Raw genomic sequence first — 18,067 nt, forward strand, 5'->3', positions numbered from 1 at the left:
AACAAAAAATATATTATGCCACGAAAATTATTCCTTGTGTTTGCGATTAACCCTTGACTATGATTGATTTATATATGAATAAAAAGTGTGGGGAAACATATAAATTATTCGCAGACAAGAAGCATGAGATATGAATATAGAAAAAGATAAGATAATTGATGAAAAAAATCTACTCGTCTTATTAATTTAAATTTTCAAATAAAAAGAGCTTCATGTATATTATTGAAAATTGGGGAACAAAATGGCATAATATTAAATAAAAAGTTCCCCAAGGGAGAGAAAGCAATGACTATAAAATATAACGAAATACAAGAATTACTCAGAAGGCGTGCTGATCTTCATACAAGATTGAATTTGATGCCTTATGATGGCACACCAGAAATTAAAGAGCGTGGCGATCGAAAATATTTATATATAAGAAAACGAGTTGCTGGCAAATTGACATCAACATATGTTGGCGTGTATACCGAAGAACTCTATAATTTACTGCTTCGTAATGCTAGAGAAATACGAGAAATAAGGAAGAAACTAAGACATATAGAAAAGCAACTAGCTGATAGTGGATACTCTGAAGATGAATTATCTATTGAGGTTATAATTAATATTGCATTTGCGAGAGCAAATATGAAGATGAATATTTATGATCAGGCTGTACTAGAGGGAGTAGCAACATCTTTTCCTCAAACAGAAGAAATCATAGATAATGGAAAAGTTACCGGCATGACAGCAACCGATGTACAAAAAATTTTAAATCTTAAACACGCATGGGAGTTTATATTAGATAGAGATGTAATTGCGAGCAAATCAGACTATTATATGCTTAGTCATATTGCGAGTCTTGTTAATGAGGGCTTTTTCGCTGAAGGAGGTCGTATACGCGGAGTTCCTGTTACTATTGGAGGCTCATCTTATGTACCTCCATTGCCAATTGAAATAGATGTTAAAGATAAAATAAAAGAGATTACTGAAGAAGCTGACGAAGTAATTAATATTGCAATCAAATTATGCCTATATTGTATGAAGACACAGATTTTCCTTGATGGGAATAAGAGGGCATCTGTTATTTTTGCTAACCACTATTTAATATCCCATGGAGGTGGTTTTTTGGTTATTCCAAAAAAAGAAGTTCCAGAATTTAAAAAGCTACTTGTAAAGTATTATGAGGGAAATGACATAGCTATTATTTCTAATTTTATGAAAAACAATTGTTGGAAAACTATCTAATTATAAACTTTGGGGAACTTTAATTATAAGAATCTATAATTTTATTCCCCAAATATAAATGCTAATACAAGGCAACTCTCTAACAGCAGGTGTTTTATATATAGCAGAATCAAAGATGAATACGGCGTATCAAGGCAATGATTAAAGACTTGGAATTTCAGCGTGCTTGACCCTTATTTATCACTGTGATAAACTTCATAACTAAGTTTATATAAACGAATTTGGAGGCATCAATAATGATGGTGAAGATAAAAAGAGACCCTAGCGGTACATATGAAAATATTGAGATAGATAAAGGCATAAAGATAGAAGAACTCTATTTAAAATATAGGGATAAATTTAAAAATGATGTGGTTATCGCCATGGCTAACAACCATATCGTGCCACTTGACTATGTGGTTCAAGACGGCGAAACAATAGAATTTTTGGATATTACAAATAATGAAGCATATCTATCATATCAGAGCAGTTTGACCTTATTGCTACTCAAGGCGTCTTCCGATCTGCTTGGCGATAAGCCTGGCATGAGGGTTAGAGCGTCTATTAATGACGGACTTTATATAACCTATGATGAAAAGGTAGATGAAGAGCAAGTTGCCAAGATATACCAGAGGATGAAGAAGCTAGTAGAAGATGATATTCCAATAATTAGTCGCGAGTTTACTAAAGAAGAGGGGAAAAAGCTTCTCGAGGAAGAAGGGCTTGATGATAAATCAAGACTACTTAACAAGCTTGCAAATGATGAAACAATCAAAATATATTCCTTAGATGGATATAGCGAATTTTTCTATAACTACCTTGTTCCATCAACTTCATATCTTAACAATTTTGAACTTATGAGATATAGAGATGGAATATTGCTAAGGTATCCGCACCCATCAGACCCACATTCAATACCAAGATTTGAAGATGACTACATTGTCTACAATGCTTTTGTTGAACAAGCAGAGTGGAAAAGCTTACTTGGCATAAATTACATGGCGGACTTAAACGATGCAACCTTGGATAAAGAGATAAGTCGCACCATTATTCAGCTTAGCGAAGCCTTGCACGACAAGAAGATAGTTCAGATAGCAAATAGAATTACAGAAGAAAAGAAGAGGATGATTCTCATTCTCGGACCATCTTCATCAGGAAAGACCACTTTTGCAAGAAGACTTCTTATTCAGCTTATGGTTAATGGTCTTAGACCTCTATATATAGGCACCGATGATTATTTCGTTGAGAGGGAAGACACGCCAAGAGATGAGAATGGTGAATATGATTTTGAGTCGATAGATGCTGTAGATATAGAGCTTTTCAACAACAATATGAACGATTTGCTTTTGGGCAAAGAAGTTGATATGCCTATATTTGATTTTATTACAGGGCATAAGAAGTTTGGAAAGAGAATGACGAGACTTGAAAGCGGTCAACCGATAATCGTCGAAGGAATACACGCATTTAACCACGCATTGACAGGCGAGATTGATGACTCTGAGAAATTCAAAATATACATAAGTCCTCTTACCCAGCTTAATTTGGATGCACATAATAGAATTCCAGCAACGGACACTAGAATTTTCAGAAGAATTATTAGAGACGCAAGGACAAGAGATCATACAGCAGAGGAGACACTCAAAAGGTGGTCTAAGGTCCATGAGGCAGAAAGTGTAAACATATTCCCATACACTCATGAGGCAGATATTTTCTTTAATTCAGTACACTTATATGAAATGGCAGTTATAAAAAAATATGCAGAGCCTCTTTTGAAGAAAGTCAAGGAGGATTCTCCTGAGTATTCGGCTGCATCAAGGCTTTTGAGAGAGCTTAGATATGTATCGAAGATGACAGAAGATAATTATATAAATAATGATTCTATATTGAGAGAGTTCATAGGAGGCGGAACTATTTGATGAAAAGCATGGGCAAGTTAAAAGTGTCTATTCATACCCTTGGCTGCAAGGTAAATCAGTATGAATCCGAACTTATCTCAGAACAATTTGCATCGCATGGAGATGAAATCGCAGGCGAAAATGAATTTGCAGATGTTTATATTATAAATACCTGCACCGTAACGGGAATAGCTGACAGAAAATCTAGGCAGATTATAAGAAGAAAGAAGAAAATTAATAAAGATGCACTCATCGTCGTGACAGGTTGCTATGCACAGGTTGCGTCAGAAGAAGTGGAAAAAATTGATGATGTCGATATTGTAATCGGAAATAATTTAAAATCTACAATTTATGAAACCGTGCATAGGCTGATAGACATCAAATCTCATGAAAAAATAGTTAGCGTACTGCCTTTAGAAGATTTAAATTGCTACGAGGACATGGGAATTAGCCTAGGCATAGCCTCAGGTAGAACTAGAGCGTATATTAAGATACAGGAGGGGTGCAACAGATTTTGCTCATATTGCATGATTCCATTTGCGAGAGGAAGGATAAGGAGCAGGTCTTTAGATGACATTATTTTAGAGGTACATTCGCTTCTTAAAAATGGTGCTAAAGAAATTGTTTTAACGGGTATAAATACAGCACTTTATGGATTTGATTTTGAAAAAAATGGCAGGTATCCGCTTTCTGAGCTAATAGAGAAGATAGATGAAATTGAGGGCGATTTCAGAATAAGGCTTAGCTCACTTGAGCCTACGGTGGTTAATAAAGATGATGTAATGAGCCTTATAGGATATGACAAGCTCGCAAGGCATCTCCACCTTTCAGCTCAGAGCGGAAGTACAAATATCCTTAAAAAGATGAATAGAACCTATGATAGAAATGGGTATTTGAAAATCGTTAAGGCAATAAGAGATTATGACCCATTATACGGCATAAGTACAGACATAATAGTGGGATTTCCTTATGAAAGCGAAAAAGACTTCGAGGATTCACTTATGCTTCTATCTGAGGCTGAGTTTTGCAGGGTTCACGCTTTTAAATACTCCCCAAGGAAGGGGACGAAGGCAGCCTCATTTAAGAATAGAGTTGATAGCGATATAAAAAATAGAAGAATTGATAAGCTGATAAGCGAGGCATCAAAGGTATCTCTAAATTTTATAAATAAAAATAAGATGACAGTTGAGAGAGTTCTCACCGAGGAAAGGACTGGAGATTATGTCACTGGATATACTGGAAATTATATCAAGGCATATATTCTTGACAGGGATAGAAATATTAAAACAGGCGAGTTTTATAATGTTAGAATTATCGAACCCTATGAGGACGGGTGCTTAGCTCAAGTAGAAATGATAGAATAGCCTTGATGGATACAAGATATTATTAATTGCTTTAGATGATAGATTGGTTTAGATTATAAATTGGTTTAGATATAGAAAGGAGAATTCGATGAGTGACTGCATTTTTTGCAAAATTGCAAATGGTGAAATTCCGTCAGAGATCGTTTATCAAGACGAACTTATCACTGTATTCAAAGATGCTTCGCCTATGGCACCGGTTCATGTTCTTATGGTCCCAAAAGTCCACATTTCTTCAATGGACGAGCTAACAGAAGAAGATAGCTCACTTATCTCTCATATGATGCTTAAGATTAAGCATATTGCAAAAATCCTTGAACTGGACAATGGATATAGAGTGGTAATAAATTGCGGGGAAGATGGACAGCAAACTGTAAAGCACCTACATATTCATATCCTCGGAAAGAGGAAGATGATATGGCCACCGGGCTAGAAGATAGGTATTTTCATCAAAAGCGTATGAGTTAAAATCGTATGAATTAAACGCATATAAATAAACAGCGTATTAGTAAAAACCATATGAATTAACAGCATACAATTTAAACGCACCTATTAAAATTATAATCATAAAAAACTCTATTCAGTAGAGGAGATTTGCGATGTTATTTAAAAATATTTCTATTCTGGATGAAAATTTTCAAATTAGAAATAATATCTATCTTAAAACAGAAGATGAAATTATAACCTATATTGGGGAGAAATGTCCTAATCAAAATCAAGATAAAGATAAAGAAGAGGAAAGCATTGACGGTAAGGGTCTGCTTTTGATGCCCGGATTTTATAATTCCCATGCACATTCTCCGATGTCGCTACTTCGTGGATATGGAGAGGGCTTAGAACTTCATGAGTGGCTAAATAAGAAGATTTTTCCATTTGAAAAAACCTTGAATAGGGAAGATGTATACTGGGGCTCTCTCCTATCAATGGCAGAATCTATGAGCTATGGAATTGTTTCCACAACCGATATGTACTTCCTCACAGATGGTCTAGCGAAGGCAGTGCTTGATAGCGGAATGAAAGCAAATATATCAAGGTCAGTTTCAAATATGTCTCAAGCAAATCCTCATGATGATATTACATTCAAGGAGATGGTATATACAAATGAGAGCTTCCAAGGAATAGGTTCAGGCAGGATAATAGTCGATGCCTCACTTCATGCGGAATATACAAATGATGAACCCACTATCAAAGCTGTCGCAGATTATGCAATTGAAAACAATCTGAGAACACATATACATCTTGCAGAAACAGAGAGAGAAGTAATCGAGTGCAGGAGGAGATATGGCGGAATAAGTCCGGTAGAATTGCTTCTAAGGAATGGCGTTTTCGATGTTAAGGTGACGGCGGCTCACTGCGTATGGTTAGATGACAGGGATAGAGAGATTCTTAGAGATAAAAAGGTAACAGTAGCAAGTTGCCCTGTGAGCAATTTGAAGCTGGCAAGCGGAATATGCGATGTTAATAAACTGTTTGATGAGGGAATCAGAGTCACAATTGGAACGGACGGAGCTTCAAGCAATAATAGCTTAAACTTTTTTGAAGAGATGAAGATTTTTGCCTTGCTTGGTAAGTATAAGAGCAAGAATCCGGCTAGAATGAAAGCTGAAGAAGTGATTAAGAGTGCGACTATCGATGGGGCGATTGCACAGGGCAGGGAAGCCTGCGGAAGCCTTAAAGTGGGAAATAGGGCGGACATCATAGCGATTGACATAGAGTCGCCGAGCATGAATCCTAGGGACAATCTCATCAACAACATAGTATATTCATCATCAGGTCGAGATGTGAGAATGACTATGGTTGATGGAAAAATTTTATATAAAGATGGCGAGTTCATCACTCTTGATATTGAAAAGATTAAATACGAGGTTGGCAAGAGATCGGCATTTCAAAAGATGTAGTTTGAATTCTATTTTATACCTTGAATTAATTTCAAAAGATGTAGCTCGTGGCTTGTTTTATTGTGGACTTATAAAATTAAATTGTTATTAAATCTGTCTTAATAAAGCAAAAATACTATTAGCTAAATTTAAAATTTTTTTGAAGAGTAAAATGCGATTAGTTAAATTTTTAAAATCATCAATAAATACAGGCAAAATAAAGATTAGTAAGACTATTAGGAGTATAAAAAGTATAAATAGTATAAAAATAATAAATAACATAAGGAATATAAGAAAAAAGAATAATAATAATAAAAACAATAAAAATAATACAAATAATAAAAAAACTAATCCGCTATATCTGGTTAAGTTCGGCGGAAATCACAATGTCGAGGAATTTTTGCATGGTTATTGCAATCTTTACCTCGTTTATTTTTTGAAAAAAATGCCGGAATGGCGAGGCGAGGTAATGATTAGGAAGTCAAATAAGATGATAATTCATGCCTACGCTACTAGGATAGATGAAGATGGTATTAAGAATTATGCAGATGCGAGGGGAATCATAAAGGACGAAGATGAGTTTTTTAAACCATATTCATTTAGGGATCGCGAAATTATCGTGCGTGATATTACAGCAAAGGAGATTGCAGAAGCGGTTAAAAGAATAAAAAAAGAGGAGCTTTATGTGGCAATTAGTGAGTTATTCGACTTTGTATATGGAGATAATACTAAGCAATAATAGCGAACTAGAAACGCCAGAAAGAGTGTTAAGGTTCAACCTCTATAGAGCTTGAAAAATAGAGAATAGAATATTAGAAATATCAAATAATTGTTAAATTTTTTTAAAAAACTACTTGCGATTTATAATAAGGCATAGTATAATTACAAGGCTTGTTTAAGGCGAAGAAGTGGGAGATTGCCGTGCTATCGGGGAACTTTCACTGAGAATTGTCCTCACAAGATGAGGGCGAAGGGTTCGCTTTATATTTTGTATTGTGCAAGGAATGAGGAAACGCACGAATAAGTGTAAATAAGGCGAAATCCTGTACAAGCATAGCGAAAACAGTACAAACGGAGGTTAGAAATGAGTGAATTACAAAAGATCAGAATCAGACTGAAGGCTTACGACCACGCACTGCTCGACAAGAGTGCTGCAAAGATTGTAGAAGCTGCAAAAAAAACAGGAGCGGAGGTATCTGGACCAATTCCACTACCGACTGAGAAAGAAGTGGTAACGATAATCAGAGCCGTTCACAAGTATAAGGACAGCAGAGAGCAATTTGAGCAGAGAACACACAAAAGACTAATCGACATTACAAATGCGACAACAAAGACAACAGACGCATTGACTAGGCTCGATATGCCTGCAGGAATTGATATTGAAATCAAGCTCTAACTCATTTAGTAAGATCGCACGAGAGGGTTAGTCCAAACCGGAGCGATCCGCTGTAAACAAAGTAGGAGGAAATTATGAAAACACTAATTGGAAAGAAAATCGGCATGACACAGATTTTCACAGAAGATGGAAATGTCGTACCGGTGACTGTAATTGAGGCTGGCCCTGAGGTAGTTGTTCAGGTTAAGACCGAAGAGACTGACGGATATAACGCAGTTCAGGTTGGATATGAAGACCAGAAGCCTCACAGAGTTAATAAGCCTATGACAGGACATTTTGAAAAGGGAAATGTCGCACCTAAGAAATACTTGACTGAATTTAGAGTCGAAGATGGTGAAACATATGAAGTAGGACAGGAAATCACAGTTGCTGATTTTGAAGAGGGTTCAAAGCTCGATGTAACAGGAACATCAAAGGGTAAGGGAACTCAAGGTAATATTAAGAGGCATGGCCACAGAAGAGGACCTATGACTCACGGCTCTAAGCACAAGAGGCTTGCTGGTGCACTTGCCGCTGGTACATATCCATCAAGGGTATTCAAGGGCAATAAGGCACCTGGAAGAATGGGTAGAGATAAGATTACCGTTCAGAATGTAGTTCTTGTAAAAGTTATAGAAGACCGCAATATCATGCTCGTTAAGGGAGCAATTCCGGGCAAAAAAGGTGGAATTGTCAAGGTAAGATATGCGATCAAAGGTCAGGATAAGTAGTAAAGGCAGAAAGGAGGAACTAAAATGGCAAAGGTAACAATGCTGGACATGTCAGGCAAGGCAGTTGGCGATATTGAGCTTGCAGATGAAATTTTCGCTATAGAGCCAAATGAACACGCCGTACATGACACAATAAAGAATTACTTGGCAAACCAGAGACAGGGAACCCAATCTGCCAAGAACAGAGGAGAAGTTAGAGGCGGAGGTCGTAAGCCATTCAGACAGAAAGGAACAGGCAGACATAGACAGGGAAGCTCAACAGACCCTTCACAGATTGGCGGAGGAGTGGTATTTGCACCAAAGCCTAGGGACTACAGATATTCAATCCCTAAGAAGGTAAAAAGACTCGCTCTAAAGTCTGCACTGTCAAGTAAGCTTAAAGAGGACGAGTTAATCGTAATTGACAGCATAAAGTTTGAAGCACCTAAGACCAAGGACATGATTAAGATGCTAGATGCTGTAAAAGCAGAGAAGAAAGCTCTTATCGTTACAAGCGAAAAAGATGAAAATATCATAAGGTCTGCATCTAATATCAAAGGCGTAAGAACAGCACTTGTAAGCACAATGAATGTATATGAGATAGTTAACCATTACAGCCTCATCCTCACAAAGGATGCTGCAAAGAAGATTGAGGAGGTATATGCATAATGAAGACGGGTTACGATGTAATTGAAAGGCCTATCATTACCGAGTTAAGCATGGACCTTGCTGAAGACAAGAAGTACTTATTTAAGGTCAATGCTAACTGCAATAAGACGGAAGTAAGAAAGGCAGTTGAAGAAATCTTCGGCGTAGATGTTAAAAAAGTAAACATCATGAATGTTAATGGTAAAAAGAAGAGAATGGGCAGAACTCAGGGAATGACATCTTCATATAAGAAGGCAATTGTTACTCTCACGGAGGACAGCAAAGAGATTGAACTCTTCCAGGGGCTCTAATAAAAGGAGGAATGTAGGAAAATGGGAATTAAAAAATACAAACCGACTACCCCGGGCTTAAGAGGCATGACCGTTTCAACTTTTGAAGAAATAACGGCAGATAAGCCCGAAAAGTCCCTTACAGTAACTCTAAAAAAGCATTCAGGTAGAAATGCAAGAGGAAAGATTACAGTAAGACACAGAGGTGGAGGCACAAGACCGAAATATAGAATCATAGATTTCAAGAGAAATAAGGACAATATTCCGGCAACAGTAAAGACAATCGAGTATGATCCTAACAGGTCGGCAAATATTGCACTTTTATATTATGCAGACGGAGAAAAGAGATATATCATCGCTCCTGATGGACTGGGAGTAGGAGATGTAATCGTCTCAGGTGCAGATTCAGACATCAAGGTAGGAAATGCACTTCCAATTGCTAATATACCGTTAGGTACAATTATTCACAACATTGAACTCAAGCCAGGTAAAGGTGCTCAGCTTGTAAGGGCAGCAGGTAACGGTGCTCAGCTCATGGCAAAAGAGGGAGATTACGCACAGGTAAGGCTTCCATCCGGAGAAGTTAGAATGGTAAGGTCTAACTGCAGAGCTACAATCGGAGAAGTAGGAAATGAGGAGCATGGAAATATCCATATAGGTAAGGCGGGAAGAAAAAGACATATGGGTATCAGACCTACAGTTAGAGGTTCTGTTATGAACCCTAATGATCACCCACACGGCGGTGGTGAAGGTAGAACTCCTATCGGTAGAAAGAGTCCTGTTACACCTTGGGGTAAGCCTGCACTTGGATATAAGACAAGAAAGAAGAAGAAATCTTCAGATAAATATATTGTTAGAAGAAGAGATGGAAAGTAGGAAAGGAGTAGACAATGTCAAGATCGCTTAAAAAAGGACCATTTGTCGATGCGAAACTTCTTAAGAGAATCGAAGCGATGAATGAGGCGAATGAAAAACAAGTTATTAAGTCGTGGTCAAGAGCATCTACGATTTTCCCTCAGATGGTTGGACACACGATTGCAGTTCACGATGGACGCAAACATGTACCAGTATATATAACAGAAGATATGGTAGGACATAAGCTCGGCGAATTTGCACCTACCAGAACATTCAAAGGTCATTCCGGTGACAAGGTAGTTAAAAAGTAGGAAAGGAGAAGGTAAAGAGATATGGAAGCAAAAGCAATTGCTAAATATGTCAGGATGTCTCCAAGCAAACTAAAGCCTGTTGCTGATTTGGTAAGAGGAAAAGACCTAAATGAGGCATTGACAATATTGAAATTTACTCCCGGAAAGGGAGCTGAGCTCATTGAAAAGGTTGTTATGTCTGCGGCTGCAAATGCAGAAAACAACTTTGATATGAACCCCGACGATTTATATGTCGCTGAGGTATTTGCTAATCAGGGACCAACGATGAAACGCTATAGAGCAGGAGCTCAGGGCAGAGCATCGATGATATTCAAGAGAAGTAGCCACATCGGTGTAACTCTCAAAGAGAGAACTGAAATGACAGCTAAAGCGGCAAAAGAAGTAGAAGGAGGTTCACCAGATGGGTCAGAAAGTTAATCCACATGGCTTAAGAGTTGGTATCAATAAGGACTGGAATGCAAAATGGTATGCCAACAAAAAGGATTTTGCAAACTTCCTTGCAGAAGATAACCAGATTAGAAATTATATCAAAAAGAAATTATATGCAGCAGGAGTTGCAAATATACTTATCGAAAGACCAGCGGCAACACAGATAAAGGTAACTATGCTTGCAGCAAGGCCCGGTATGGTTGTTGGAAGGTCAGGAGAAGGTATAGACGAGCTAAAGAAAAATCTTGAGAAGATGACTGGCAAAAAAGTTGAAATCTCAATTGAAGAAGTAAGAAGATTTGAACTCGATGCACAGCTAACTGCTGAAAGCGTTGCACAGGCACTTGAGAGAAGAGTTTCATTTAGAAGAGCGATGAAACAGGCAATCCAAAAGACCATGAAGGCAGATGCTAAGGGTATAAAGATTCTTTGCTCAGGTAGACTTGGCGGAGCGGAAATTGCTAGAAGCGAAAAATATAGCGAAGGTAATGTACCTCTACATACGCTGAGAGCTGACATTGACTACGGTTTTGCAGAAGCTGACACAACATACGGAAAAATTGGAGTTAAAGTCTGGATAAATCACGGCGAAATCCTAGATAAGGGATTAAAGAGCCCTGTAGCAACAGAAAAGACAAACGACAGAAAAGACCGTAAGGGCAGAAGAAATGACAGAAGAGATCGCAAGAGGTCATTTAACAAGAGAAATGACAGGCGTGAAGCAAGACCGGAAGCAAAACCGGCAACAACAAGAGTGAGAAAGACACCTAAGGAAGAGCCAAAGCCTGAAGTGGCACCGGCGAAAAAACCTGAGGTTGAAACGGAAGCGTAGAGAAAGGAGAGACTTGCCATGTTAATGCCAAAGCGCGTTAAACGCAGAAGAGTCCACAGAGGCAGAATGAAAGGTGTTGCAACTAAGGGTAACACCGTTACATATGGAGAATATGGGCTCATGGCTGAGGAGTGTGCATGGATCGATTCAAAGCAGATCGAAGCAGCGAGAATTGCCATGACTAGGTCCATAAAAAGAGGCGGAAATGTATATATAAAGATTTTCCCACATAAACCTGTCACTAAGAAGCCGGCAGAAGTTCGTATGGGATCCGGTAAAGGTGCACCTGAATACTGGGTAGCAGTTGTAAAACCGGGCAGAGTTATGTTTGAGATTTCAGGAGTTAGCGAAGAGAAGGCAAAGGAAGCTTTAAAACTTGCTTCATATAAATTGCCTATCAAGTGCAAATTCGTCGTCAAAGGACACGAGCAGAAAAAGGATGGTGACGAATAATGGATTTGAATAAGATAAGAAAAATGACAGATCAGGAGAGAACTGCAGAGCTCGCAAGAATGAAACAGGAACTCTTCAATCTAAGATTTCAACATGTTACAGGACAGCTTGAGAATCCAGTAAAGATGAGAGAAGTTCGCAGAGATATTGCGAGAGTTAAGACTATCATCAGAGAGAATGAACAAGCAAAAGAGAAGAACGCATAATAGAAAGGAGGATGTAAACTATGGAAGAAAGAAATAGACGCAAGACCAGAGTTGGTATCGTTACAAGTGATAAGATGGATAAGACTGCAGTAGTAGCAACTCGTGAGCATGTAAGACATTCTCTTTATGGCAAAGCAATCAAGAGGACTAAGAAGTTCAAAATTCATGATGCAAATAATGAGTGTGGCATAGGTGATAAGGTTAGAATTATGGAAACAAGACCTCTTTCAAAGGATAAGAGATGGAGACTTGTTGAAATCATAGAAAAGGCTAAGTAAGGAGGCGGCAAAAATGATACAGACAGAAAGCAGATTAAGGGTTGCCGACAACTCCGGAGCAAAAGAACTCCTATGTATCAGCGTATTAGGAGGAACCGGACGCAAATATGCCAATATCGGAGATGTGATTGTTTGTGCGGTTAAAGATGCAACACCGGGCGGAGTTGTTAAGAAGGGCGATGTTGTTAAGGCTGTAGTTGTTAGAAGCAAGAGAGGTATGAGAAGAACTGACGGAAGCTATGTAAAGTTCGATCAGAATGCTGCAGTTATTATCAAAGATAAAAATGACAAGACACCAGTCGGTACTCGTATTTTTGGACCGGTTGCCAGAGAGCTAAGAGATACAGGATATATGAAGATAGTTTCTCTTGCACCGGAAGTTCTATAGGAGGTTAGCTATTATGAAGATTAAAAAAGATGATACGGTAGTAGTTATCTCCGGTAAGGATAAGGGTAAGACCGGCAAAGTAAAGAAAGTACTACCGAAGAAGAACAAGGTTGTGGTTGAGGGAGTTAATATGCAGACAAAGCACGCAAAGGCTACCCAGAAATCACCGGCTGAAATCAAACATATCGAAGGACCAATCGATGCGTCAAATGTAATGTACTATGATGCTAAAGAGAAGAAGGGTTCAAGAATTGGATATAAGTTTGAAAACGGTAAGAAAGTAAGAGTGTCAAAGAAGTCTGGCACCGTAATAGACTAGGAAAGGAGGAGAAACATTGGAAATCAGATTAAGAAACAAGTATAAGACCGATGTGGTTAAAGCTCTGACAGAAAAGTTCGGATATAAGAATCCTATGCAGGTTCCAAAGCTAGAAAAGATCACAATCAACATGGGCCTTGGAGAAGCAAAGGAAAATGCAAAGATTTTGGACAGTGCCGTTAAGGAAATCGCAAAGATAACTGGTCAAAGACCTGTTGTTACAAAGGCTAGAAAGTCTATTGCTAATTTCAAGGTTAGACAGGGTATGCCAGTTGGAGCTAAAGTTACGCTCAGAGGCGATAATATGTACAACTTTGCAGACAAGCTTTTCAACCTTTCCCTTCCTAGAGTAAGAGACTTCAAGGGAGTAAGTAGGAACTCATTCGACGGCAGAGGTAATTATTCGATGGGAATTAGAGAACAGCTAATTTTCCCTGAGATAGTATATGATGAAGTAGAGACAGTAAAAGGAATGAATATTGTTTTTACAACTACAGCTAATACTGACGAAGAAGCTATGGCTTTACTTGAGCTTCTAGGTATGCCGTTCGCTAAATAGCAAGAAGGAGAAGGAGGAAAAATGGCTAAGACTTCACTAAAGGTTAAGCAGCAGAGAAAACCAAAGTATAAGACAAGAGCTTACACGAGATGCAAGATTTGTGGAAGACCTCACTCTGTCTTGAAGAAATACGGAATTTGTCGTGTATGCTTCAGAGAGCTTGCTTATAAAGGAGAGATCCCCGGCGTAAAAAAATCAAGCTGGTAGGATTTGTTTGCGAAGGCCTGTCGCCTAGTTAATGGTGCGGGAACCACGCGAGGAAAGGAGAAATTACTGTTATGGCAATGACAGACCCAATAGCAGATATGCTAACAAGAATTAGAAATGCAAATACGGCTGGTCATAGCTCAGTTGAAATTCCGGCATCTAAGATGAAAAAATCTATTGCTGAAATTTTGAAGAATGAGGGTTTTATTACCGATTATAAGGTTGTAAATGATAATGCTCAGGGAACAATTAAAATTGATCTCAAATATGGTTATGACAAAGAACGCACAATTATCGGAATAAAGAAAATATCTAAGCCAGGTCTTAGAGTATATGCTAAGGCAGATCAGGTGCCAAAGGTACTGGGCGGCTTAGGGATAGCTATAATATCAACATCTAAGGGTGTTATCACCGACAAACAAGCTAGAAAAGAAAGAGTCGGTGGAGAAGTTATTTGCTACGTTTGGTAGGGGGTGTATTATGAGTAGAATAGGACTAAAACCTGTTGATATACCTGCCGGCGTAGAGGTATCAACAGATGCTAATATTATTAAAATAAAGGGACCTAAGGGAGAAGCTAATTGCAAGATAGCAGATAATCTCAAGGTAGAGCTTAATGAAAATTCCCTTTCAGTAATTAGACCAAGTGACAACAGAAAAGACAAGGAGCAACACGGTCTTGCAAGAGCTTTGATTCATAATATGGTAGTTGGAGTTACCGAGGGTTATGAAAAGAAAATGACTGTAAATGGTGTTGGATACTCTGCAACAAAGCAGGGCAACAAACTTGTCTTAAAGCTTGGGCTTTCACATCCTGTTGAGATGGTAGATCCTGACGGAATAACCACAGAATGTCCTGACGCAAATACAATTATAGTCAAGGGTATTGATAAGGAGCTCGTAGGAAATTACGCAGCTAATATAAGAAAGTGGAGAAAGCCTGAACCATATAAGGGTAAGGGAATAATCTACGACGGAGAAGTTATTCATAAGAAGGAAGGAAAGAGCGGAGCAACCGCATAAGAAGGGAGGATAAGATATGGCAAAAGCAAGTAGAAATGACAGACGCCTAATGAGGCACAAAAGAGTAAGAAAAGATGTATCTGGTACTCCCGACAAGCCAAGGCTCAGCGTTTATAGGTCCAATAACAATATTTCAGCTCAGATTATTGATGATGTGAACGGGAATACACTTGTCTCAGCTTCTACACTTGATAAGGAAATCAAGGGAGATTTCACAAAGACAGGCAATAAAGAGGCTGCAAAGAAAGTTGGATTAGAACTTGGCAAAAGAGCAATTGCAAAGGGTATCGAAGAAGTAGCATTTGACAGAGGTGGCTATATTTACCACGGCAGAGTCAAAGAGCTTGCAGAAGGTGCTCGTGAAGCAGGATTGAAATTCTAAAAGGGAGGAAAAGGAATGCGTACTAGAATAGATGCATCCAAGCTGGAGCTTACTGAGACAATAGTAAACATTAGGCGTGTTGCAAAGACTGTAAAAGGTGGTCGTAACATGAGGTTCAGTGTAACTGTTGTAGTAGGTGATGGGGCTGGTCATGTTGGTATCGGTCTTGGAAAATCTCAGGAAATTCCTGAAGCAGTAAGAAAAGCAACAGAAGATGCTAAGAAGAAATTAATATATGTCCCAACGGTAGGCACTACGGTTCCTCACCAGATTACGGGAGTATTTGGAGCAGGCAGAGTTCTAATTATGCCAGCAGCACCTGGTACAGGAGTTATTGCAGGTTCATCTGTAAGAACGGTACTTGAGGCAGCAGGAGTAAAAGATGTAAGAGCTAAGTCTTTAGGTTCAAGTAACACAGGTAATATGGCTTTAGCTACACTTGTAGGGCTAAAGAATCTAACCACACTTGAAGAAGTAGCTAAGCGTCGTGGAAAAACGCCTGAAGAGATATTAGGATAAGGAGGAAGAACATGGATAAGAAGCTAAGAATTACACTAGTTCGCAGCACTATTGGTTCTTCACCTAAGCAGAAGAAGACTGTTGAAGCACTCGGTTTGCGTAAGCTACACCATTCAGTAGAGCTTATGGATTCACCAGCAACTCGTGGAGCAATTACGAAGGTTTCGCATCTTCTTAAAGTAGAAGAACTATAAGGAGGTGCATAGAGATGAGACTTCATGAATTGAAGGCGGCTGAGAATTCAACAAAGAATCGTAAAAGAAGAGGTCGTGGAACTGGAACCGGACAGGGTAAGACATCCGGAAGAGGTATGAACGGTCAGAATTCAAGAAGTGGCGGTGGCGTCAGACTTGGATTTGAGGGCGGACAGATGCCATTATATAGGCGTATTCCTAAGAGGGGTTTTACAAATCGCTTTGCAAAGGAATATGCTGAGATAAATGTTAGCGTGCTTAATAAGTTTGAAGATGGATCGGTTGTTGATTTTAACTCCCTAAAAGAAGCAGGAATAATCAAAAAGGCAAAGGACGGAGTTAAGGTTCTAGGCAATGGAGAAATAGAAAAGAAATTAACTGTAAAAGCCGCAAAATTTACTAAGAGTGCCGCTATAAAGATTGAGAAAGCAGGCGGAAAGGTAGAGGTTATTTAAGCTATGTATTTGCTGAAAACGCTCTCTAAGGCATGGAAGATTGAGGAAACAAGAAGCAAGATAATATTCACACTTTTGATGCTCCTCATATATAGGATTGGCTCAAATATTCCTGTTCCAGGGATTGATAGAGCTTATCTTGCACAAATGTTCAGTGGAGAGACAGGACTTTTCGATCTATTTGATCTATTTTCCGGTGGTGCATTCAGCAATTTCACAATATTCGCATTGAGTATTACACCTTATATTACAGCATCGATCATTGTTCAGCTTCTTACGGTTGCCTTTCCATATTTTGAGAGGTTAGCCAAAGAAGGGGCAGAGGGCCGTAAAAAGATGGCTCAAATCACAAGGTATATGTCCGTTGTACTTGCCTTGATTCAAGCAATAGGTTTGACTATCGGGTTGTTCAGAAAGGCGATTATCAATCCGAATGCCTTTACAATGATTACAATTATTGTAATATTGACAGCTGGATCTACCTTCCTAATGTGGCTAGGTGAAGAGATAAATGATAAGGGTGTTGGCAATGGTATTTCACTCTTAATATTTGGAGGAATTGTAGCTAGAATTCCTACTATGATAAGAGGATTATCTGTTAAAATTAAGGGTGGAGAATTAAGCATTATAGCGATAATCGCAATCGTCATTATATCTATATTGATAGTTATGGTGGTTATTGAGATGCAACAGGGTGTCAGAAAAATTCCTGTTCAATATGCTAAGAGAGTAGTTGGACGAAAGATGTATGGTGGACAATCTACTCATATACCGATGAAAGTAAATCAGGCAGGAGTAATTCCAATTATATTTGCTCTTTCCCTTTTACAATTTCCGCTGACAATCACATATTTCTTCCCAGGAACTAAGTTTACAGATTTTGTAACAAAATATCTATCGCCATCAGGTAATCCTGGAGTATGGGTTTACGCAGTATTAAATGTGATGCTCATCATGATGTTTACATACTTCTATACGATTATAACTTTTAATCCAAAAGAGGTTGCGGACCAGATGAGAGCCAATGGTGGATTTATACCGGGAATTAGACCGGGAATGGCAACAATAGAATATTTATCAAGAATTATGTCAAGGCTTTGTCTAGCTGGTGGAATTTTCCTAGCAGCAGTAGCGACATTGCCTACTATAATAAATCAGTTCACTCCGCTTAATAACCTTGCATTTGGAGGAACATCTCTCCTGATCATGGTTGGAGTTGCACTTGATACAGTTCAGCAGCTGGAGAATCAGATGCTAATGAGAAATTATCAAGGATTTCTCAAGTAAAATATTGTACA

At 38.5% G+C, this 18,067-nt stretch carries 28 protein-coding genes; all 28 read left to right on the forward strand.

Annotated features, from left to right (window positions below):
- The first annotated feature begins 285 nt into the window (after positions 1–285).
- On the forward strand, positions 286–1,224 hold the full coding sequence (locus BQ5371_RS04350) for a Fic family protein (protein ID WP_071132698.1): 939 nt from the start codon (positions 286–288) through the stop codon (positions 1,222–1,224).
- Positions 1,225–1,460: 236 nt separating this feature from the next.
- On the forward strand, positions 1,461–3,119 hold the full coding sequence (locus BQ5371_RS04355; protein ID WP_071132699.1) for a nucleoside kinase: 1,659 nt from the start codon (positions 1,461–1,463) through the stop codon (positions 3,117–3,119).
- Complete coding sequence (gene mtaB, locus BQ5371_RS04360; protein WP_205408029.1) at positions 3,119–4,462, forward strand: tRNA (N(6)-L-threonylcarbamoyladenosine(37)-C(2))-methylthiotransferase MtaB; 1,344 nt, start codon at positions 3,119–3,121, stop codon at positions 4,460–4,462. Before BQ5371_RS04355 ends, mtaB begins: the two co-directional genes overlap by 1 nt.
- An 88-nt stretch (positions 4,463–4,550) precedes the next feature.
- Positions 4,551–4,892 carry a histidine triad nucleotide-binding protein gene (locus tag BQ5371_RS04365; protein ID WP_071132700.1) on the forward strand — a complete coding sequence of 114 codons (342 nt, stop codon included), beginning with the start codon at positions 4,551–4,553 and terminating at the stop codon, positions 4,890–4,892.
- Positions 4,893–5,058: 166 nt separating this feature from the next.
- A complete protein-coding gene (locus BQ5371_RS04370; protein ID WP_071132701.1) occupies positions 5,059–6,357 on the forward strand; it encodes an amidohydrolase in 1,299 nt (432 codons plus the stop codon).
- A gap of 151 nt (positions 6,358–6,508) precedes the next feature.
- Positions 6,509–7,075: a hypothetical protein gene (locus BQ5371_RS04375; RefSeq protein WP_071132702.1), complete on the forward strand. Its 567-nt coding sequence runs from the start codon at positions 6,509–6,511 to the stop codon at positions 7,073–7,075.
- 345 nt (positions 7,076–7,420) lie between these two features.
- Complete coding sequence (gene rpsJ, locus BQ5371_RS04380; RefSeq protein ID WP_071132703.1) at positions 7,421–7,732, forward strand: 30S ribosomal protein S10; 312 nt, start codon at positions 7,421–7,423, stop codon at positions 7,730–7,732.
- A gap of 74 nt (positions 7,733–7,806) precedes the next feature.
- Entirely contained in the window at positions 7,807–8,442 is a 636-nt protein-coding gene (rplC, locus tag BQ5371_RS04385; protein WP_083377425.1) for a 50S ribosomal protein L3, read from the forward strand.
- A gap of 24 nt (positions 8,443–8,466) precedes the next feature.
- Complete coding sequence (gene rplD, locus BQ5371_RS04390; RefSeq protein WP_071132705.1) at positions 8,467–9,090, forward strand: 50S ribosomal protein L4; 624 nt, start codon at positions 8,467–8,469, stop codon at positions 9,088–9,090.
- The gene (gene rplW / locus BQ5371_RS04395) at positions 9,090–9,380 is read left to right on the forward strand and encodes a 50S ribosomal protein L23 (RefSeq protein WP_071132706.1); all 291 of its coding nucleotides are present in this window, start codon (positions 9,090–9,092) and stop codon (positions 9,378–9,380) included. The genes rplD and rplW overlap by 1 nt, the downstream gene beginning before the upstream one ends.
- Positions 9,381–9,401: 21 nt before the next feature.
- A complete protein-coding gene (gene rplB, locus BQ5371_RS04400) occupies positions 9,402–10,235 on the forward strand; it encodes a 50S ribosomal protein L2 (RefSeq protein ID WP_071132707.1) in 834 nt (277 codons plus the stop codon).
- Positions 10,236–10,249: 14 nt separating this feature from the next.
- Positions 10,250–10,525 carry a 30S ribosomal protein S19 gene (gene rpsS, locus BQ5371_RS04405; RefSeq protein WP_071132708.1) on the forward strand — a complete coding sequence of 92 codons (276 nt, stop codon included), beginning with the start codon at positions 10,250–10,252 and terminating at the stop codon, positions 10,523–10,525.
- A 21-nt stretch (positions 10,526–10,546) separates the two neighbouring features.
- On the forward strand, positions 10,547–10,942 hold the full coding sequence (gene rplV / locus BQ5371_RS04410; RefSeq protein ID WP_071132709.1) for a 50S ribosomal protein L22: 396 nt from the start codon (positions 10,547–10,549) through the stop codon (positions 10,940–10,942).
- Positions 10,926–11,786 carry a 30S ribosomal protein S3 gene (gene rpsC, locus BQ5371_RS04415; protein ID WP_071132710.1) on the forward strand — a complete coding sequence of 287 codons (861 nt, stop codon included), beginning with the start codon at positions 10,926–10,928 and terminating at the stop codon, positions 11,784–11,786. Before rplV ends, rpsC begins: the two co-directional genes overlap by 17 nt.
- An 18-nt stretch (positions 11,787–11,804) precedes the next feature.
- Positions 11,805–12,239, forward strand: coding sequence for a 50S ribosomal protein L16 (rplP, locus tag BQ5371_RS04420; RefSeq protein WP_071132711.1), 435 nt, complete (start codon positions 11,805–11,807; stop codon positions 12,237–12,239).
- Positions 12,239–12,445, forward strand: coding sequence for a 50S ribosomal protein L29 (gene rpmC, locus BQ5371_RS04425; protein ID WP_071132712.1), 207 nt, complete (start codon positions 12,239–12,241; stop codon positions 12,443–12,445). The genes rplP and rpmC overlap by 1 nt, the downstream gene beginning before the upstream one ends.
- Positions 12,446–12,465: 20 nt before the next feature.
- The gene (rpsQ, locus tag BQ5371_RS04430) at positions 12,466–12,723 is read left to right on the forward strand and encodes a 30S ribosomal protein S17 (protein ID WP_071132713.1); all 258 of its coding nucleotides are present in this window, start codon (positions 12,466–12,468) and stop codon (positions 12,721–12,723) included.
- A 13-nt stretch (positions 12,724–12,736) separates the two neighbouring features.
- Positions 12,737–13,111: a 50S ribosomal protein L14 gene (gene rplN, locus BQ5371_RS04435; protein ID WP_071132714.1), complete on the forward strand. Its 375-nt coding sequence runs from the start codon at positions 12,737–12,739 to the stop codon at positions 13,109–13,111.
- Positions 13,112–13,124: 13 nt separating this feature from the next.
- Positions 13,125–13,430, forward strand: a complete 306-nt coding sequence (gene rplX, locus BQ5371_RS04440; protein ID WP_071132715.1) for a 50S ribosomal protein L24 — start codon at positions 13,125–13,127, stop codon at positions 13,428–13,430.
- Positions 13,431–13,446: 16 nt separating this feature from the next.
- Positions 13,447–13,989 carry a 50S ribosomal protein L5 gene (gene rplE / locus BQ5371_RS04445; protein WP_071132716.1) on the forward strand — a complete coding sequence of 181 codons (543 nt, stop codon included), beginning with the start codon at positions 13,447–13,449 and terminating at the stop codon, positions 13,987–13,989.
- 21 nt (positions 13,990–14,010) lie between these two features.
- Positions 14,011–14,196, forward strand: a complete 186-nt coding sequence (locus BQ5371_RS04450) for a type Z 30S ribosomal protein S14 (protein WP_071132717.1) — start codon at positions 14,011–14,013, stop codon at positions 14,194–14,196.
- A gap of 71 nt (positions 14,197–14,267) precedes the next feature.
- Entirely contained in the window at positions 14,268–14,666 is a 399-nt protein-coding gene (gene rpsH / locus BQ5371_RS04455; protein WP_071132718.1) for a 30S ribosomal protein S8, read from the forward strand.
- Positions 14,667–14,676: 10 nt separating this feature from the next.
- Positions 14,677–15,219, forward strand: a complete 543-nt coding sequence (rplF, locus tag BQ5371_RS04460) for a 50S ribosomal protein L6 (RefSeq protein ID WP_071132719.1) — start codon at positions 14,677–14,679, stop codon at positions 15,217–15,219.
- Positions 15,220–15,235: 16 nt separating this feature from the next.
- On the forward strand, positions 15,236–15,601 hold the full coding sequence (gene rplR / locus BQ5371_RS04465) for a 50S ribosomal protein L18 (protein WP_071132720.1): 366 nt from the start codon (positions 15,236–15,238) through the stop codon (positions 15,599–15,601).
- Positions 15,602–15,616: 15 nt separating this feature from the next.
- Positions 15,617–16,120 carry a 30S ribosomal protein S5 gene (gene rpsE / locus BQ5371_RS04470; RefSeq protein WP_071132721.1) on the forward strand — a complete coding sequence of 168 codons (504 nt, stop codon included), beginning with the start codon at positions 15,617–15,619 and terminating at the stop codon, positions 16,118–16,120.
- An 11-nt stretch (positions 16,121–16,131) separates the two neighbouring features.
- On the forward strand, positions 16,132–16,314 hold the full coding sequence (rpmD, locus tag BQ5371_RS04475; protein ID WP_071132722.1) for a 50S ribosomal protein L30: 183 nt from the start codon (positions 16,132–16,134) through the stop codon (positions 16,312–16,314).
- A gap of 14 nt (positions 16,315–16,328) precedes the next feature.
- Positions 16,329–16,769 (forward strand): 50S ribosomal protein L15, encoded by a 441-nt coding sequence (gene rplO, locus BQ5371_RS04480; protein ID WP_071132723.1) that lies wholly within the window; start codon positions 16,329–16,331, stop codon positions 16,767–16,769.
- 9 nt (positions 16,770–16,778) lie between these two features.
- Entirely contained in the window at positions 16,779–18,056 is a 1,278-nt protein-coding gene (gene secY / locus BQ5371_RS04485) for a preprotein translocase subunit SecY (protein ID WP_071133121.1), read from the forward strand.
- Positions 18,057–18,067 lie beyond the last annotated feature (11 nt).

The sequence above is a fragment of the Alterileibacterium massiliense genome (assembly GCF_900104645.1).
GTDB classification, from domain to species: domain Bacteria; phylum Bacillota; class Clostridia; order Peptostreptococcales; family Anaerovoracaceae; genus Alterileibacterium; species Alterileibacterium massiliense.

Coding starts and splice junctions, on each gene's coding strand:
- rplC (WP_083377425.1), top strand. CDS start 7,807: ATGAAAACACTAATTGGAAAGAAAATCGGCATGACACAGATTTTCACA.
- rpmD (WP_071132722.1), top strand. CDS start 16,132: ATGGATAAGAAGCTAAGAATTACACTAGTTCGCAGCACTATTGGTTCT.
- rplX (WP_071132715.1), top strand. CDS start 13,125: ATGAAGATTAAAAAAGATGATACGGTAGTAGTTATCTCCGGTAAGGAT.
- rplP (WP_071132711.1), top strand. CDS start 11,805: ATGTTAATGCCAAAGCGCGTTAAACGCAGAAGAGTCCACAGAGGCAGA.
- rplD (WP_071132705.1), top strand. CDS start 8,467: ATGGCAAAGGTAACAATGCTGGACATGTCAGGCAAGGCAGTTGGCGAT.
- rpsE (WP_071132721.1), top strand. CDS start 15,617: ATGCGTACTAGAATAGATGCATCCAAGCTGGAGCTTACTGAGACAATA.
- rplW (WP_071132706.1), top strand. CDS start 9,090: ATGAAGACGGGTTACGATGTAATTGAAAGGCCTATCATTACCGAGTTA.
- rplF (WP_071132719.1), top strand. CDS start 14,677: ATGAGTAGAATAGGACTAAAACCTGTTGATATACCTGCCGGCGTAGAG.
- rplO (WP_071132723.1), top strand. CDS start 16,329: ATGAGACTTCATGAATTGAAGGCGGCTGAGAATTCAACAAAGAATCGT.
- rpsH (WP_071132718.1), top strand. CDS start 14,268: ATGGCAATGACAGACCCAATAGCAGATATGCTAACAAGAATTAGAAAT.
- BQ5371_RS04365 (WP_071132700.1), top strand. CDS start 4,551: ATGAGTGACTGCATTTTTTGCAAAATTGCAAATGGTGAAATTCCGTCA.
- rplR (WP_071132720.1), top strand. CDS start 15,236: ATGGCAAAAGCAAGTAGAAATGACAGACGCCTAATGAGGCACAAAAGA.
- BQ5371_RS04375 (WP_071132702.1), top strand. CDS start 6,509: ATGCGATTAGTTAAATTTTTAAAATCATCAATAAATACAGGCAAAATA.
- BQ5371_RS04350 (WP_071132698.1), top strand. CDS start 286: ATGACTATAAAATATAACGAAATACAAGAATTACTCAGAAGGCGTGCT.
- rpsQ (WP_071132713.1), top strand. CDS start 12,466: ATGGAAGAAAGAAATAGACGCAAGACCAGAGTTGGTATCGTTACAAGT.
- BQ5371_RS04450 (WP_071132717.1), top strand. CDS start 14,011: ATGGCTAAGACTTCACTAAAGGTTAAGCAGCAGAGAAAACCAAAGTAT.
- rpsJ (WP_071132703.1), top strand. CDS start 7,421: ATGAGTGAATTACAAAAGATCAGAATCAGACTGAAGGCTTACGACCAC.
- rplN (WP_071132714.1), top strand. CDS start 12,737: ATGATACAGACAGAAAGCAGATTAAGGGTTGCCGACAACTCCGGAGCA.
- mtaB (WP_205408029.1), top strand. CDS start 3,119: ATGAAAAGCATGGGCAAGTTAAAAGTGTCTATTCATACCCTTGGCTGC.
- rplB (WP_071132707.1), top strand. CDS start 9,402: ATGGGAATTAAAAAATACAAACCGACTACCCCGGGCTTAAGAGGCATG.
- BQ5371_RS04355 (WP_071132699.1), top strand. CDS start 1,461: ATGATGGTGAAGATAAAAAGAGACCCTAGCGGTACATATGAAAATATT.
- rpsC (WP_071132710.1), top strand. CDS start 10,926: ATGGGTCAGAAAGTTAATCCACATGGCTTAAGAGTTGGTATCAATAAG.
- BQ5371_RS04370 (WP_071132701.1), top strand. CDS start 5,059: ATGTTATTTAAAAATATTTCTATTCTGGATGAAAATTTTCAAATTAGA.
- rpsS (WP_071132708.1), top strand. CDS start 10,250: ATGTCAAGATCGCTTAAAAAAGGACCATTTGTCGATGCGAAACTTCTT.
- rplV (WP_071132709.1), top strand. CDS start 10,547: ATGGAAGCAAAAGCAATTGCTAAATATGTCAGGATGTCTCCAAGCAAA.
- rpmC (WP_071132712.1), top strand. CDS start 12,239: ATGGATTTGAATAAGATAAGAAAAATGACAGATCAGGAGAGAACTGCA.